Source organism: Bacillus sp. FSL M8-0049, from assembly GCF_038593355.1.
Taxonomy (GTDB): Bacteria; Bacillota; Bacilli; order Bacillales; family Bacillaceae; genus Bacillus; species Bacillus safensis.
Genome location: NZ_CP151986.1, coordinates 572,593 through 589,144, shown reverse-complemented (window position 1 = coordinate 589,144; position 16,552 = coordinate 572,593). Strand labels below are relative to the sequence as shown.

15 protein-coding genes, 2 tRNA genes and 2 rRNA genes are annotated in these 16,552 nt (G+C 45.0%); 5 read left to right on the top strand and 14 right to left on the bottom strand.

Annotation, left to right across the window (positions count from 1 at the left end):
* Positions 1–56 precede the first annotated feature (56 nt).
* The 4 genes from NSU13_RS02915 to NSU13_RS02900 all read right to left on the bottom strand — a co-directional run bounded on the left by NSU13_RS02915 (position 57) and on the right by NSU13_RS02900 (position 5,056).
* Positions 57–2,987, bottom strand: a 23S ribosomal RNA gene (locus NSU13_RS02915).
* A 182-nt stretch (positions 2,988–3,169) separates the two neighbouring features.
* Positions 3,170–4,718: ribosomal RNA gene (locus NSU13_RS02910) — 16S ribosomal RNA — on the bottom strand.
* Together the 16S and 23S rRNA genes with 2 tRNA genes alongside form the textbook arrangement of a ribosomal RNA operon.
* A 176-nt stretch (positions 4,719–4,894) precedes the next feature.
* A tRNA-Gly gene (locus NSU13_RS02905) sits at positions 4,895–4,968 on the bottom strand.
* An 11-nt stretch (positions 4,969–4,979) separates the two neighbouring features.
* A tRNA-Arg gene (locus NSU13_RS02900) sits at positions 4,980–5,056 on the bottom strand.
* A 369-nt stretch (positions 5,057–5,425) separates the two neighbouring features.
* On the opposite strand from NSU13_RS02900, the gene gltP reads away from it, so the two are divergent.
* Complete coding sequence (gltP, locus tag NSU13_RS02895) at positions 5,426–6,676, top strand: glutamate-aspartate/proton symporter GltP (RefSeq protein WP_024425437.1); 1,251 nt, start codon at positions 5,426–5,428, stop codon at positions 6,674–6,676.
* Positions 6,677–6,711: 35 nt separating this feature from the next.
* Here gltP and NSU13_RS02890 read toward each other — a convergent pair whose 3' ends face one another.
* Positions 6,712–7,731, bottom strand: a complete 1,020-nt coding sequence (locus NSU13_RS02890) for a S66 peptidase family protein (RefSeq protein ID WP_342489840.1) — start codon at positions 7,729–7,731, stop codon at positions 6,712–6,714.
* Positions 7,732–7,807: 76 nt separating this feature from the next.
* On the bottom strand, positions 7,808–8,683 hold the full coding sequence (locus NSU13_RS02885) for a DMT family transporter (RefSeq protein ID WP_024425435.1): 876 nt from the start codon (positions 8,681–8,683) through the stop codon (positions 7,808–7,810).
* Between the two features lie 297 nt (positions 8,684–8,980).
* Here NSU13_RS02885 and NSU13_RS02880 point away from each other — a divergent pair, with 297 nt between their 5' ends.
* Both NSU13_RS02880 and NSU13_RS02875 read left to right on the top strand, forming a co-directional pair.
* Positions 8,981–9,706 carry an AzlC family ABC transporter permease gene (locus tag NSU13_RS02880; protein WP_024425434.1) on the top strand — a complete coding sequence of 242 codons (726 nt, stop codon included), beginning with the start codon at positions 8,981–8,983 and terminating at the stop codon, positions 9,704–9,706.
* Positions 9,703–10,029 (top strand): AzlD domain-containing protein, encoded by a 327-nt coding sequence (locus NSU13_RS02875; protein WP_025093547.1) that lies wholly within the window; start codon positions 9,703–9,705, stop codon positions 10,027–10,029. The genes NSU13_RS02880 and NSU13_RS02875 overlap by 4 nt, the downstream gene beginning before the upstream one ends.
* A gap of 36 nt (positions 10,030–10,065) precedes the next feature.
* On the opposite strand, the gene NSU13_RS02870 is transcribed toward NSU13_RS02875, so the two are convergent.
* Together NSU13_RS02870 and NSU13_RS02865 are read right to left on the bottom strand one after the other, a co-directional pair.
* The gene (locus NSU13_RS02870; protein WP_025093548.1) at positions 10,066–10,728 is read right to left on the bottom strand and encodes an O-methyltransferase; all 663 of its coding nucleotides are present in this window, start codon (positions 10,726–10,728) and stop codon (positions 10,066–10,068) included.
* Between the two features lie 148 nt (positions 10,729–10,876).
* Positions 10,877–11,062 (bottom strand): CsbD family protein, encoded by a 186-nt coding sequence (locus NSU13_RS02865; RefSeq protein WP_024427790.1) that lies wholly within the window; start codon positions 11,060–11,062, stop codon positions 10,877–10,879.
* Between the two features lie 126 nt (positions 11,063–11,188).
* Between NSU13_RS02865 and NSU13_RS02860 the strand changes: the two genes are divergently transcribed.
* Positions 11,189–11,740 carry a GNAT family N-acetyltransferase gene (locus NSU13_RS02860; RefSeq protein ID WP_342489839.1) on the top strand — a complete coding sequence of 184 codons (552 nt, stop codon included), beginning with the start codon at positions 11,189–11,191 and terminating at the stop codon, positions 11,738–11,740.
* Positions 11,741–11,744: 4 nt separating this feature from the next.
* On the opposite strand, the gene NSU13_RS02855 is transcribed toward NSU13_RS02860, so the two are convergent.
* On the bottom strand, positions 11,745–12,332 hold the full coding sequence (locus NSU13_RS02855; RefSeq protein ID WP_024425429.1) for a LysE family transporter: 588 nt from the start codon (positions 12,330–12,332) through the stop codon (positions 11,745–11,747).
* Positions 12,333–12,442: 110 nt separating this feature from the next.
* Between NSU13_RS02855 and NSU13_RS02850 the strand changes: the two genes are divergently transcribed.
* A complete protein-coding gene (locus NSU13_RS02850) occupies positions 12,443–13,006 on the top strand; it encodes an XRE family transcriptional regulator (protein ID WP_024425428.1) in 564 nt (187 codons plus the stop codon).
* A gap of 33 nt (positions 13,007–13,039) precedes the next feature.
* On the opposite strand, the gene NSU13_RS02845 is transcribed toward NSU13_RS02850, so the two are convergent.
* From NSU13_RS02845 to NSU13_RS02825, 5 genes are all read right to left on the bottom strand, one after another.
* Positions 13,040–13,333 carry a hypothetical protein gene (locus NSU13_RS02845; RefSeq protein ID WP_277722400.1) on the bottom strand — a complete coding sequence of 98 codons (294 nt, stop codon included), beginning with the start codon at positions 13,331–13,333 and terminating at the stop codon, positions 13,040–13,042.
* A 350-nt stretch (positions 13,334–13,683) separates the two neighbouring features.
* Positions 13,684–14,736, bottom strand: a complete 1,053-nt coding sequence (locus NSU13_RS02840) for an LLM class flavin-dependent oxidoreductase (protein WP_342489838.1) — start codon at positions 14,734–14,736, stop codon at positions 13,684–13,686.
* A gap of 17 nt (positions 14,737–14,753) precedes the next feature.
* The gene (locus NSU13_RS02835; RefSeq protein WP_342489837.1) at positions 14,754–15,377 is read right to left on the bottom strand and encodes a nitroreductase family protein; all 624 of its coding nucleotides are present in this window, start codon (positions 15,375–15,377) and stop codon (positions 14,754–14,756) included.
* A complete protein-coding gene (locus tag NSU13_RS02830; RefSeq protein ID WP_041116800.1) occupies positions 15,361–15,834 on the bottom strand; it encodes a MarR family transcriptional regulator in 474 nt (157 codons plus the stop codon). The genes NSU13_RS02835 and NSU13_RS02830 overlap by 17 nt, the downstream gene beginning before the upstream one ends.
* Positions 15,835–15,942: 108 nt before the next feature.
* Complete coding sequence (locus NSU13_RS02825; RefSeq protein WP_098677652.1) at positions 15,943–16,485, bottom strand: dihydrofolate reductase family protein; 543 nt, start codon at positions 16,483–16,485, stop codon at positions 15,943–15,945.
* Positions 16,486–16,552 lie beyond the last annotated feature (67 nt).

Below are 16,552 nucleotides of genomic sequence, written 5' to 3'. Positions count from 1 at the left end.
TGGAGAGAATGTTCTCTCAAAACTAGATAACAATGTTCATGCTTCACATTAGAATATAGGTTAAGTCCTCGATCTATTAGTATCTGTCAGCTCCACGTGTCACCACGCTTCCACCTCAGACCTATCAACCTGATCATCTTTCAGGGATCTTACTTCCTTGCGGAATGGGAAATCTCATCTTGAGGGGGGCTTCATGCTTAGATGCTTTCAGCACTTATCCCGTCCGCACATAGCTACCCAGCGATGCCCTTGGCAGAACAACTGGTACACCAGCGGTGCGTCCATCCCGGTCCTCTCGTACTAAGGACAGCTCCTCTCAAATTTCCTGCGCCCGCGACGGATAGGGACCGAACTGTCTCACGACGTTCTGAACCCAGCTCGCGTACCGCTTTAATGGGCGAACAGCCCAACCCTTGGGACCGACTACAGCCCCAGGATGCGATGAGCCGACATCGAGGTGCCAAACCTCCCCGTCGATGTGGACTCTTGGGGGAGATAAGCCTGTTATCCCCGGGGTAGCTTTTATCCGTTGAGCGATGGCCCTTCCATGCGGAACCACCGGATCACTAAGCCCGACTTTCGTCCCTGCTCGACTTGTAGGTCTCGCAGTCAAGCTCCCTTGTGCCTTTACACTCTGCGAATGATTTCCAACCATTCTGAGGGAACCTTTGGGCGCCTCCGTTACATTTTAGGAGGCGACCGCCCCAGTCAAACTGCCCACCTGACACTGTCTCCCTGCCCGATAAGGGCAGCGGGTTAGAAGGTCAATACAGCCAGGGTAGTATCCCACCGATGCCTCCACCGAAGCTAGCGCTCCGGTTTCCAAGGCTCCTACCTATCCTGTACAAGCTGTACCAACATTCAATATCAGGCTGCAGTAAAGCTCCACGGGGTCTTTCCGTCCTGTCGCGGGTAACCTGCATCTTCACAGGTACTATAATTTCACCGAGTCTCTCGTTGAGACAGTGCCCAGATCGTTGCGCCTTTCGTGCGGGTCGGAACTTACCCGACAAGGAATTTCGCTACCTTAGGACCGTTATAGTTACGGCCGCCGTTTACTGGGGCTTCAATTCGCACCTTCGCTTACGCTAAGCGCTCCTCTTAACCTTCCAGCACCGGGCAGGCGTCAGCCCCTATACTTCGCCTTACGGCTTCGCAGAGACCTGTGTTTTTGCTAAACAGTCGCCTGGGCCTATTCACTGCGGCTTCTCGGGGCTTTAACACCCTAAGAAGCACCCCTTCTCCCGAAGTTACGGGGTCATTTTGCCGAGTTCCTTAACGAGAGTTCTCTCGATCACCTTAGGATTCTCTCCTCGCCTACCTGTGTCGGTTTGCGGTACGGGCACCTCTCACCTCGCTAGAGGCTTTTCTTGGCAGTGTGGAATCAGGAACTTCGCTACTAAATTTCGCTCGCCATCACAGCTCAGCCTTTACGGGAAACGGATTTGCCTATTTCCCAGCCTAACTGCTTGGACGCGGATATCCAATACCGCGCTTACCCTATCCTCCTGCGTCCCCCCATTGCTCAAATGGTGAGGAGGTGGTACAGGAATATCAACCTGTTGTCCATCGCCTACGCCTTTCGGCCTCGGCTTAGGTCCCGACTAACCCTGAGCGGACGAGCCTTCCTCAGGAAACCTTAGGCATTCGGTGGACGGGATTCTCACCCGTCTTTCGCTACTCATACCGGCATTCTCACTTCTAAGCGCTCCACCAGTCCTTCCGGTCTGGCTTCACAGCCCTTAGAACGCTCTCCTACCACTGTTCGTAAGAACAGTCCGCAGCTTCGGTGATACGTTTAGCCCCGGTACATTTTCGGCGCAGAGTCACTCGACCAGTGAGCTATTACGCACTCTTTAAATGGTGGCTGCTTCTAAGCCAACATCCTGGTTGTCTAAGCAACTCCACATCCTTTTCCACTTAACGTATACTTTGGGACCTTAGCTGGCGGTCTGGGCTGTTTCCCTTTCGACTACGGATCTTATCACTCGCAGTCTGACTCCCAAGGATAAGTCATCGGCATTCGGAGTTTGACTGAATTCGGTAACCCGGTAGGGGCCCCTAGTCCAATCAGTGCTCTACCTCCGAGACTCTTACCTTGAGGCTAGCCCTAAAGCTATTTCGGAGAGAACCAGCTATCTCCAGGTTCGATTGGCATTTCACCCCTACCCACACCTCATCCCCGCACTTTTCAACGTGCGTGGGTTCGGGCCTCCATTCAGTGTTACCTGAACTTCACCCTGGACATGGGTAGATCACCTGGTTTCGGGTCTACGACCACGTACTCATGCGCCCTATTCAGACTCGCTTTCGCTGCGGCTCCGCATCTTCTGCTTAACCTTGCACGGGATCGTAACTCGCCGGTTCATTCTACAAAAGGCACGCCATCACCCGTTAACGGGCTCTGACTACTTGTAGGCACACGGTTTCAGGATCTATTTCACTCCCCTTCCGGGGTGCTTTTCACCTTTCCCTCACGGTACTGGTTCACTATCGGTCACTAGGGAGTATTTAGCCTTGGGAGATGGTCCTCCCGGATTCCGACGGAATTTCACGTGTTCCGCCGTACTCAGGATCCACTCTGGAGAGAACAACATTTCAGTTACAGGGCTGTTACCTTCTTTGGCGGGCCTTTCCAGACCTCTTCGCTTATATCGTTCCTTTGTAACTCCGTATAGAGTGTCCTACAACCCCAAGAGGCAAGCCTCTTGGTTTGGGCTGTTCCCGTTTCGCTCGCCGCTACTCAGGGAATCGCATTTGCTTTCTCTTCCTCCGGGTACTTAGATGTTTCAGTTCCCCGGGTATGCCTTCTCATACTCTATGTATTCAAGTATGGATACTACTCCATTACGAGCAGTGGGTTTCCCCATTCGGAAATCTCCGGATCAAAGCTTGCTTACAGCTCCCCGAAGCATATCGGTGTTCGTCCCGTCCTTCATCGGCTCCTAGTGCCAAGGCATCCACCGTGCGCCCTTTCTAACTTAACCATTTCTTACTTTAGAAAGAATCACTATGTGTGATGAACTTTGCATTGCATTCAATGTGAATGTATTACTTATTGTTATCTAGTTTTCAAAGAACAATCCTGTCTCGCTAGAGACATGTTTTGAAGGAATGATCCTTCAAAACTAAACAAGACGAAAACGTACGCTGCTCCATATATCCTTAGAAAGGAGGTGATCCAGCCGCACCTTCCGATACGGCTACCTTGTTACGACTTCACCCCAATCATCTGCCCCACCTTCGGCGGCTGGCTCCATAAAGGTTACCTCACCGACTTCGGGTGTTGCAAACTCTCGTGGTGTGACGGGCGGTGTGTACAAGGCCCGGGAACGTATTCACCGCGGCATGCTGATCCGCGATTACTAGCGATTCCAGCTTCACGCAGTCGAGTTGCAGACTGCGATCCGAACTGAGAACAGATTTATGGGATTGGCTAAACCTTGCGGTCTTGCAGCCCTTTGTTCTGTCCATTGTAGCACGTGTGTAGCCCAGGTCATAAGGGGCATGATGATTTGACGTCATCCCCACCTTCCTCCGGTTTGTCACCGGCAGTCACCTTAGAGTGCCCAACTGAATGCTGGCAACTAAGATCAAGGGTTGCGCTCGTTGCGGGACTTAACCCAACATCTCACGACACGAGCTGACGACAACCATGCACCACCTGTCACTCTGTCCCCGAAGGGAAAGCCCTATCTCTAGGGTTGTCAGAGGATGTCAAGACCTGGTAAGGTTCTTCGCGTTGCTTCGAATTAAACCACATGCTCCACCGCTTGTGCGGGCCCCCGTCAATTCCTTTGAGTTTCAGTCTTGCGACCGTACTCCCCAGGCGGAGTGCTTAATGCGTTAGCTGCAGCACTAAGGGGCGGAAACCCCCTAACACTTAGCACTCATCGTTTACGGCGTGGACTACCAGGGTATCTAATCCTGTTCGCTCCCCACGCTTTCGCTCCTCAGCGTCAGTTACAGACCAGAGAGTCGCCTTCGCCACTGGTGTTCCTCCACATCTCTACGCATTTCACCGCTACACGTGGAATTCCACTCTCCTCTTCTGCACTCAAGTTTCCCAGTTTCCAATGACCCTCCCCGGTTGAGCCGGGGGCTTTCACATCAGACTTAAGAAACCGCCTGCGAGCCCTTTACGCCCAATAATTCCGGACAACGCTTGCCACCTACGTATTACCGCGGCTGCTGGCACGTAGTTAGCCGTGGCTTTCTGGTTAGGTACCGTCAAGGTGCGAGCAGTTACTCTCGCACTTGTTCTTCCCTAACAACAGAGCTTTACGATCCGAAAACCTTCATCACTCACGCGGCGTTGCTCCGTCAGACTTTCGTCCATTGCGGAAGATTCCCTACTGCTGCCTCCCGTAGGAGTCTGGGCCGTGTCTCAGTCCCAGTGTGGCCGATCACCCTCTCAGGTCGGCTACGCATCGTCGCCTTGGTGAGCCATTACCCCACCAACTAGCTAATGCGCCGCGGGTCCATCTGTAAGTGACAGCCGAAACCGTCTTTCATCCTTGAACCATGCGGTTCAAGGAACTATCCGGTATTAGCTCCGGTTTCCCGGAGTTATCCCAGTCTTACAGGCAGGTTACCCACGTGTTACTCACCCGTCCGCCGCTAACATCCGGGAGCAAGCTCCCTTCTGTCCGCTCGACTTGCATGTATTAGGCACGCCGCCAGCGTTCGTCCTGAGCCAGGATCAAACTCTCCGAGGTATGCAGGATGCATATCACACATGCGTTGCTACACGACGTAGCGAACTTAGCATGTGATCATTTCCTGCCTCGCCAGTTTGACTGACTACCTATGAAGTATCATAGGATTTTTTTATAAAAACTCGAATTAACAGGTACGTTTTGTCTTGTTTAGTTTTCAAAGATCATGTTCAAAATGGAGCGGGTGATGAGAATCGAACTCACGACATCAGCTTGGAAGGCTGAGGTTTTACCACTAAACTACACCCGCGTGGTTTGTGTTGGCGCGCCCGAGAGGAGTCGAACCCCTAACCTTTTGATCCGTAGTCAAACGCTCTATCCAATTGAGCTACGGGCGCTTAATCAGGCGACTTAATTATCTTAACATATCGTTTTTCTTAAGTCAACATCTTTTTAAAATTTGTTTGCCGCATGTGTGTGAACGTCTTCGTTTCAAATACGTCATCAGCGACGAATAAAAATATACCATGAATCACATAAAAGGGTCAATACATTTTTCTAAAAAAGTTTCATGTTTTTTAAAATTGATTTTTTCTTAGATCAATAGACATGTAATAGCCCTATTTTCTTCTCTTTCTTCATAATTCCAATGATTCTTAAATAAAATCTTTCTAAATACAAAGGAGGACAAAACATGGCCACATAGAATTTTTATTTATTGGAAAATTCTTAAAACTTTTCCAGACATTTAAAGGAGGTAGGAGATGATGAAAAAGTTTATCGCTTTTCAAATCATGATCGCTTTGGTGATAGGAGCTCTTATCGGCCATTTCTTCCCTGACTTCGGAATGGCACTCAGGCCAATTGGAGATGGATTCATCAGGCTGATTAAAATGATCGTTGTTCCAATCGTTTTCTCTACCATTGTTATTGGTGCAGCCGGCAGCGGCGGCATGAAGAAAATGGGCAGCCTTGGATTAAAGACGATCATTTGGTTTGAGGTCATCACAACCATCGTTCTTGGGATCGGATTATTATTGGCAAACGGGCTAAAGCCTGGCGTTGGCCTCGATTTCTCTAAATTAGCTAAGAAAGATATTGGGGAATTAGATGGTTATACGGAGAAGGTCGTTGACTTTAAACAAATGGTATTAGATATCATTCCAACCAATATCGTCGATGTTATGGCTCAGAATGATTTACTTGCTGTCATTTTCTTCGCCATCTTATTTGGTGTAGCGGCAAGCGGCATCGGTAAAGCCTCTGCTCCTGTTCTCACCTTCTTTGAATCAGTGGCACAAATTATGTTTAAGCTCACACAGATGGTGATGGTGACAGCACCTATTGGGGTTCTTGCATTAATGGCTGCTTCTGTCGGCCAATATGGCATTGTTTTATTAATCCCAATGATGAAGCTTGTCGGAACAGTATTTTTAGGATTATTCATTATTCTCTTTGCTTTATTCCCTCTGGTCGCACTGATCTTCCGTTTTAACTACTTCGAAGTATTAAAAATGATTTGGGATCTGTTCCTTGTTGCCTTCTCTACTACGAGTACTGAAACTGTCCTTCCTCAATTGATGGAACGAATGGAGAAATACGGGTGTCCAAAAAGAATTGTTTCCTTTGTGATTCCATCTGGTCTTTCTCTCAATTGTGACGGATCAAGTTTATATTTATCGGTTGCCTGCGTATTCCTTGCACAAGCGTTTGGTGTCGACATGAGTCTGTCACAGCAGCTTTTAATGATGCTTGTTCTTGTGTTAACGAGTAAAGGTATTGCAGCTGTGCCATCCGGTTCACTCGTTGTTCTTTTGGCAACCGCTCATGCAGTAGGTCTTCCCGCAGAAGGCGTTGCCATCATAGCCGGTGTTGACCGAATTATGGATATGGCACGAACAGGCGTGAATGTTCCAGGGCATGCCGTTGCATGTATTGTCGTATCTAAATGGGAAAAAGTATTCCGTGAGTCGGCGTGGGAAGTTCCAAAAGCAGGTGAAGAAACAAAAGGGATGTAATGTGATATGAAGGAAAGGGTTCGCCCTTTCCTTTTTTATGCTAAAAATGTTTGCTTTAGTACGGCTTTTCCTTGAGGATGCAGCTGTACTTCTGCATATGCCCCATTAATCAGCGTCATTTGCGGCGGGACATGCCCACAATCTATGTCGTAAAAAATGGGGATTTGTAATTCCTTTTGTAATTCTTCATATACATCCTGATACTGATACCCTTCAACAGGCACATTTACTGCACTACGCCCAAACATCATACCTGAACAGTGATCAAACCAACCTGCTAGTTTTAATTGAACAAGCGATCTCTTCACGCTTGCAGCATTTAATTCGCAGTTTTCGAAATACCAGAGAATCGGTTCCTCTTTTATGAATGTTTTCTGAAAAGTTTTGACGTCCCCATAAGGTGTCCCTGCTAAATGACGTATGACATCAATGCAGCCACCCAGCAGTCTGCCCTTTACCATCTTTTCTTGTTGATCAACCGTATGCCAAGCGGTAGGTTCTGTTAAATGAAAGACATGTTTACTCGGGTTGTCATGCTGCCATTCCTTTTGATACATAGATGAAGAAAACTGGGTTATCTCCGTCTCCCCTTTTGCGGAAAGTGTTCGCTCCCACATGGCAGTCGTTTGATCAAGCTCTTCTCCTCTTAGATCGACTAAGTTCGGTCCATGCGCTGTGGCAATGCCTGTTTTTAATGTGAGCGCCAGCAGGAGTGCACTCGTATCTGAGTAACCTAGAATCCACTTTTTTTGCATGGATGAGAAATCAAGGTGCTCTAACACTTCCATAAGCAGCTGTCCTCCCCATGGTGGGATGATGTGGTCAATCTCCTCACATGTCATCATGTACTGAAGTTCGTTTGCTCGTTCTATCGCAGGGGCAGATTTTGCCTTTTCCTGCTGCCAGACAGTCTCTCCACATATGACATCGTATCCTCTATGTTTCATTCGTTCACATGAAAGCTGAAACATGTCATGCAAAGATGGCTGTACACCTGAGGAAGGTGCTGTGACGCCAATTGTTTGTCCTTTTTGCAAATGCGGAAATTGTATCATTCTGCTTCCCCCCAACCTCTACTCTCTTCCCTGTCCATTTTAAAGAAAATGCCCCTTTTATAAGGGACATCTCTTCTTATTCCTTTTGACGCAGTACAGTATAGACTCCTGCAAAGATACATAGAATCCCAATGAATGAGCGTATCCCCATCTCTTCACCTAAAAGCAGCCAGCCGAGAGCTGCCCCTACGATCGGTTGAAAGAAAAAGAACAGACCGCCGCTCGAGGCATCCATCAATTGAAGCCCTCTATTCCACAAAAAGAATGCTAGAGCTGTTGAGATGATGCCTAGATAGAGAATGCCGCCCCAAATCTCTGGCCTTGCCATCTGCTCCACATCTAGATGAGGTAAGCGAAATAAAACAGCTGGTGTTAAGACAATGAATGCAATGATGATCGCATATGTGGTCGTCACAACTTGAGGGTATTTTCCTGGAACTCGTTTCAGCAAAACAGACATCAGTGCCCAAGTTAAAGCAGCGAAAACTAATGAAAGACCGCCAACAAATTCATCTGAGTGCACTGCGACTGGTCCAATCATGAGCCATACACCTGCTGTAGCAAGCAGGATGGATGCGCACTTTCGAACAGTCATGGCTTCTTTTAATAGAAAGAAAGCAAACAGCACCATAAAAGCAGGGGTCGCAGATGTGATCACAGCCCCCATTTGTGCCGACGTATACATGGTGCCAATTTCTTGGGTCACAATTGATAGGAAATTTCCGATCAATCCGATCATGACAACAAGCGGGATATCTTTTTTATCTAATCGAAAGGAATAGCCCAAGCGCCAAATGGTGCACACCAGCACGATTCCTGCTACAGCATATCTCATCCATACAAGCTCAAGCGGCGGAACCACCGCTACTGTTACTTTGACAACAACGTACATGCCGCCCCAAATACTTGCAGCGATTGCTAGGTAAAGGGCGCCTATATATTTTTCCTTCATCTTTTCCCCTCCGTTACTGGATATATTGATCGCCATATCCACAAACGGAGATCACTCTCCGTTATGGACGGAGGGTGTTTGGTACATCATGTTCAAATAAAGGCTTCCATAGCATTGTCGTCACCTCATTTATTTTTATTTTCAGACTACTTTATAACAAATTCTGGTTGACTTCAATCCTTTTTTGTCACCATTTTTCTTCATATAATAGAAGATAAACGGGTATTGACATGCTGAATTCGTTTTCATATAGTAAGTAAAACTATAGGTGGCCACGGAGAAAAGGAGTAGAGGACGTTGGATATTGAAGCGAGGAAACACATTCCCAGCACGGAACATGAACCGTTTCTCGAGGGAATAAAAGATTGTGTGCCAACCCTGCTCGGTTATATGAGTATTGGGTTTGCCTTCGGAATTGTTGGAATTAGCGCACAGTTAAGTATATGGGACATTGCGCTTTTATCGATTTTTATTTACGCAGGTGCTTCACAGTTTATTATCTGTGCACTGCTTGTGACAGGGAGTCCCCTTTCCGCTATTATTTTCACCACATTTATTGTCAATCTGCGGCATTTATTGCTCAGCCTGACGCTTGCTCCTCATTTCACACGCTACTCTGTGAAACAAAATATAGGATTCGGTCTATTGCTGACTGATGAATCCTTCGGTGTAGCGATAAATAAATTAGCGCAGAAAGGAAAGCTGAATAACAGGTGGATGCACGGACTGAACTTAACGGCGTATTTATGCTGGATTGCGGCCTGCATACTTGGCGGCATTTTTGGACATTGGATTTCAAATCCTGAAGCGCTTGGTCTTGATTTTGCTTTATCAGCGATGTTTGCTGCACTGTTAGTCCTTTCGTTACAGACAGTACCCAAAAATAAGTTAACTCATCGCCTGTCGCTTGTGTTGTATATGGTCATTGCTATGTTTGTTCTGCTTCATTTTGTTCCATCACATGTGGCTGTTCTCATAGCAACTGTACTTGTCGCAACTATTGGGGTGGTGACAGATAAATGATTAGCAGCTTTATGTTATGGCTCATTGTTGGTTGTATGATCGTCACCGTCATTCCGAGAGTCGTACCCTTTATATTTGTACGGAGTATTCAGCTGCCTGAAGTGGTGCTGAAATGGTTATCGTTTATTCCTATTTGTATCTTTACAGCTTTGATTGCAGAGCATCTCTTCATCCATACATCAACAGGCACAGGCGTCACCATTCACTGGATGTATCTGGCTGTCTTGACTCCTACTGTACTCATTGCTGTTTGGACAAAAAGCCTGTCACTTACTGTTCTTGCCGGCGTCATGCTGATGGGCACTGCTAGATGGTTTTTCTAAAAGAAAAAGCTTAACCACATGTGGTTAAGCTTTGTTTCATTTGACGATTCCGTATACAAATCCATCATAACCTTTTTCCCCAACAGTTTGAATCGCTGTTGCCTCTATTCTCGGCTCTTGTTTGAGTAAATCGAAAAATTCACGAGTTCCTTGTACTCGTTCATCCTCATCAGAGTCATGAAGGACTGCACCATTTCTGACGACATTGTCTGCAATAATGACTGTTCCCTTTTTCGAGAAATCTAACGCCCACTTCAGATATTTCGGATTGTTCGGTTTATCTGCATCAATGAAAATGAAATCGAATGGAAGCGCAGCCTTCTCTTTTAACTGAGATAACGTATCTAATGCCTTTCCTTCCAAAATGCTCACCCGTTCTGATAAGCCCGCTCTGCTGATGTTTTGCTGTGCGATCTGTACATGATGGCTGACAGCCTCTAATGTGATGAGTTCCCCATCCTCTTCAAGAGCACGAGCCAGCCAAATAGTACTGTATCCACCGAGTGTCCCGATTTCTAAAATGCGCTTTGCATTCTTCGTTTTTGCTAATAAATAAAGCATTTTCCCTTGGGCTGGTGACACATCAATTTCTGGCAGACCCGCTTGCTTATTATGAGTAAGGGTTTGCTCCAATACATCATCTTTAGGAATCAACTTGTCTGTGATATACTCGTCAACTTTTCCCCACACGTGCTCCATTTCATCCATCTCCCTTGATCATGTCTTCTCTCTCAAGTCTACATGATGATCGTGAGAACGTATAATCAATTCTTTTCACACATCTATTCATTTTTTTGATGAAAGACATGTGATGAGGAATACATGAAGCAACGCACTTGTTTCGGTTCTACTCGTTCAGCTTATTTTTGACATCCCCTTTTTTATCTTGAAGCTTTCCTTTTGCTTGATCCTTTTTCCCTTCTGCTTTCAAGTTTTGATGATCGGTTGCTTCACCAAGCTTTTCTTTGACTTGACCTTTGACTTGATTTGTTTTTCCTTTCGCTTTATCCATATGTCCTTTTTCTTTACTCATTTGTTCCACCTCCACGTTTGATACTATTCATTTAGCCTTTTTGAAAGATACAAAACATCTGAGTGTGCGATGTACACGTTTCAGGTATGATAGACATACTGGAAAGAAGGGTGGGTGTTCTCATTAATGATCATCTCTAAAAAGATTTTCACAGTTCGTGGGTTGACCTATCATATTCGGTCCGCTTCAGCGGCCGATGCCAAACAGTTATCAGCTCTCAGACTGAAAATCGATGGTGAAACAGAGTATTTAGACCGTGAACCGGGCGAAGCCTTTCTTGATGAAAAAGCATTTGAGGCTTTGATTCAAGAGGATAGCAAGCAAAGCCGGCATTTATTTTTGGTCGCTGCTATTGAAAGAAAAATTGTCGGTTTTTCAAGATGCGAGGGCCATTCACTCAAGCGATTTGCTCACAAAGTGACATTTGGCGTCGCCATCCAGAAAGATGCTTGGGGCTATCACATCGGGAAAGAGCTTTTAGCCGCTTCAATCGACTGGGCAGATCAGCAGGGTATACAGAAGATGTCACTTCAAGTGCTGGAAACGAACAAAAAAGCTATTCGGTTATATGAGAACCACGGCTTTTTGATTGAAGGCGTATTAAAAAACGATAAACGGCTGAGTGACGGATTATATTATGATACTGTTGTGATGGGCAGACAGCTGCCAAGCTCCTGACTACTTACATCACATAGCCCCATATCATCGAAATCGCACTGTATATCAGAAGCAGCCCCATCACATACTGGAACGGTTTTTCGTAAGCAGTCAAAAAACGCTTATACAAAGAGCCAAATAAGCTCCAGCTGAATGTACCAAGAAAGCCAATGAGTGCGAGAATCAGCGTCCATATGACATACTGCATATTAGATTGTCCATATGGCAAAACAAATGTTGAAATCACAGTCAATCCATACAAAATCGCTTTTGGGTTGATAAATTGCAGCATCATACCAGGGATAAAATGATTGTAGCGATCAAGTGTTTCGTCATCCCCGCCTTTACTTTTCATGATTTTGACCGCTAAATAAATCATGTATGCAGCTCCGATGAACGCCATGACCCATCCTATTTTCGGCATCACTTGATAAAGGATGAGATTAAAGAAGCAGCTCAAACACAAAATGACGAGAAATCCGATACCTACACCTAAACAAAATCGAAATGTTTGCTTGACCCCATATTTATTCGTAAAGACCATGGCCATGATGTTGTTGGGCCCTGGGGTAAAGCTGCTAACAAAAGCATAGATCAACATGGATACAATCAAAATGCCGCCTCCCTTATACGTTATTTAGACTTTAATTACTTTATTGCGTACATTACGTTTTATTGTAACGTTCGGTCTTTATAAAGTAAATAGAGAAAGGAGCTTTTTTCATGGAAGACGTACAATCGATTATTTCTAAAAATGTGAGGCTTCTGAGAGATCAAAAAAAATTAAGCCTCGAAAAGATGGCAGAATTAACTGGTGTCAGCAAGACGATGATTGGACAAATTGAAAGAGGAGAATCGACCCCTACCATCACGACTTTGTGGAAAATCGCCAACGGATTAAAGGTATCTTTTAGTGAGCTCATTCACGCACCACAGCCTGAAATCAAGGTAGTACGCAAGGAAGATGCACAGGTTTTAACTGAAGATGATGGAAAATATCGTGTATACACGACTTTCCCTTTTGACGACCGGGGGAAATTTGAAATGTACCGAGTGGAAATTGATCGAGGCGGGTCGCTTCGTGCGAGTGAACACATTGGGGGAACAGAGGAATTGATCACTGTTTTTGAGGGAGTCCTTGATTTATCCATTGGTGATGAACAATACACCTTAAAAGCCGGAGACTCTATTCGTTTTAAAGCGGACCGGACGCACACGTATAAACAAACCGGAGAACAAATGGTACGGATGCAAATGATTCTTTATTATCCTCATGAAAAAAGCTGACAGGCTTGTCCACCTGTCAGCTTTGCGTTTTATTTAATTAAATCCCGGATCGCGTACCACTGTTCCAGTAAATGTGACTCTATATTTTCCTAATCCTAATTCTTCAATAGAGGTTTGTTTTAAAATCCCGACCCAGCCATCCTCTGCATATACAATACTTTCTGGGATGTTTGATGTCGTATATGTTCTTGTTACTGAAACAGTTCGACTGGCCTGAGCCGTTACTTCACTGTTTGTTTGCTCCTTTGCTTCCACTGGAGCAGTTGTGACCCCAGCACCCGTTAAGACAATTACTCCAACCAAAACAGAAGACATGACCTTTTTCACAAAAAAATCCCTCCCTTTTTTGTTGAACGTATAAACTATACCATAATTTAGAACTTTTGTAAGTTTATTTTTTCATTTTTTTGAAAATTATGATATCATTGTCTTATGCTGGATAGAGTGCGTTACATACTTCTATGCATTTATCCTCACCTCAATCTAGTGAAACAATTGTGAACGGAGGTGATTTCATGAAAAAATGGCTCATCTGTTTTCAACTTGTTTTCCTCTTCTCCTTGGCGATCACACCATTTGCTTCTGCTGCCAAATGCCCTACAGTAAAACCATGTATCACTGATCCTTAAGCATAAGAAAAGGCCGATCAAGCCTATTCTCTTGGTCGGCCTTTTTATTTATTTTTGCTCTGCTTCCCAGCGGGCAACCTCTTCTCTTACTTTAGGAGCCACTTCTTTTCCAAATAGCTCAATGGCTTTCAGCACTTGATCATGCGGCATTGAACCAACCGGTACATGAAGCATAAAACGTGTGATGCCTACATTTTTTCTAAGGTGAATGACTTTCTCTGCCACTGTATTTGGATCTCCTACATACAGCGCCCCTTCTAAAGTTCTCGCTGCATCAAACGTAGAACGAGTATAAGGTCCCCAGCCGCGCTCTCTCGCTAATGTGTTCATCACATGCTGTGTAGATGGGAAGAATTGATCTGCTGCCAGGTCTGTTTCTGCCGCAACAAATCCATGAGAATGTGATGCTACAGTTAATTTCTCAGGGTCATGTCCAGCGTGCATTGCCGCTTGCTTGTACAGCTGAACGAGCGGTGCGAACTGTCTAGGACTTCCGCCAATGATGGCAAGTACAAGCGGTAACCCTAGTAATCCAGCACGTACGACAGATTCACGATTTCCTCCACTGCCGATCCAGATTGGAAGCGGATCTTGAACAGGTCTTGGGTATACCCCAACATCCTGAATGGACGGGCGATGCTTTCCGCTCCATGTTACACGCTCTGACTGCTGTAATTTCAACAGCAAATCAAGCTTTTCTTCAAATAATTCTTCATAGTCATCAAGGTCATAGCCAAAGAGCGGGAATGATTCAATAAATGAACCACGGCCTGCCATAATTTCTGCACGTCCGTTTGATAGTCCATCCAGCGTTGCAAAATCCTGAAATACACGAACAGGATCTGCTGATGAAAGGACTGTCACTGCACTTGTCAGACGAATATTTTTTGTTTGTGTGGCTGCAGCTGCTAAGACGACAGCTGGATTCGATGCGGCGAAATCCTCACGGTGGTGCTCACCTACGCCAAATACATCGAGACCGACTTGATCTGCTAAAATAATTTCTTCTACTACTTCTCGAATACGCTGTGCGTGACTGACTGTTTTTCCTGTTTGAAAATCGGGTGTTGTTTCAACAAATGTACTAATTCCTAGTTCCATGATGGGAACCCCCTGTCTTATAAATATGTCACAAATTCAGAAACTGGCTTTCTATAGCCTCTCGCTTGTCTGCTCTCTACTTTTTCTTTTCCGAGTGTAATCATTAACACAGGAACCAAATCTGATTGAATGTTTAATACCTTTTTCATTGCTTCGGGATCAAATCCGATCATCGGGCAAGTATCCCAGCCTTTATTTTTAGCGGCAAGCATAAACAGCATGGCAGATAAGGAAGCATTGCGGATCGCCTCTTCCTTCTGGAAATCGGCTCCTCTCTGCACATAAAAGCTCACGGTCTCTCTGACCATTTCTTCATATTGCTGCGCATTGATAATGCCTAGCATTTTTAGGCCTTCATATATGTTCCCTGCGTGCTCATAAGCTTTTGGATCTCCGAGTACGATGATCGCTGCTGAAGCAGAGTGCACTTTATATTGTCCAAATGCCGCTTTTCTTACTTGTTCTTTCAGCTCTTCTGTTTGGACGACAACATATTGTGTATGCTGCAAGTTAAAAGCGGATGGTGCCAGCTTGACCTCTTCAAATATGCTGTTAAGCTCTTCTCTCGAAATCGAGATATTTGGCAAAAAATTTGATGCGGATCGTCTTTCACGTACCAACGTATCAAAGCTGAGTGTCATCTTGTTTCCCCTTTTCGCGAAGTTGTTTTGCACCTAAACCGATTTTTTTCAGTAATTCAATGAGCTGCTCTTTTTCTTCTTTTTCAATAAAGGCTAGATTTTGCGAAATGACCTCTGTGTGTTTAGGGAAAATATCGTCAAACAATTGCTTCCCTTTTTCCGTCAGCCGTACATGAAATACCCGCTTATCTGAAGGCGCACATTGCCTTTTCACCAGTTCTTGTTTTTCTAGTTTGTTCACGACATATGTCATGCTTCCACTTGGGATTGAGAGGATATCGCTAATTTTTTGAACAGGCTGAGGCCCTTTACTGTAGAGCAATTCAAGGATCTGAAAGTTTTCAAATCCGATATCATAACGTTCAATGTCTTTTTGGATATTTGTAAAAAGGGCTTGATAGGCTTTCATCCACACGCGGAATAGCCTTAAATCTAATTCATGATCATGCTGCACCATGGCAACTACTCCTTTTTCAAGAAATCCTAAAACTAGGATAAATTTATCCTAACACTAGGATATTTTCTTGTCAACGAGTTTATTTCATAAAAAAAAGACCACCTTGGTTCAGTGATCCTCTTCTTTTAAGATAAAATGCATTTCAGCAATTTGTTTATATTGATTTACTTCCTGTAATGAAAACTTGGATTCCAGATCCGCCGGCGAAAAGAGAGGAATTCCTCTTCCAATGATGACAGGTACGATTTGAAGAAAAAGCTCATCAACCAATCTTTCTTTTATGAAAGATTGAAGCAGTCCCCCGCCGCCGACAATCCAAATATTCCGGCCTGTTTCATTCTTTAATTTTTTCACAAATGATAAGACATCTTCGCGAATGATATGGGTTCCTTCCAGACTGTCTTGTAACGTACGTGACATGATATAACAAGTCTTTCCTTCATAAGGAAACCCATCTGGTGACAGCTGAAGAACTTGTTCATATGTATTGCGCCCCATGATCAGTGTATCGACTGACGCATAAAAGGTGTCATAGCTCGTTTCTTCTTCGCCCTCTGTCCCTATCAGCCAATCGAGCCGGTGATCCTCTCTCGCTAAATATCCATCGATACTCATCGCCCCATAAAAAAGCAGCTTCCTTTTCTCACTCACTCCCACCACTCCCTTACTTCAAATAAGAACATATATTCTATTTTATCAAAAAGGAAAGACAAAGGCT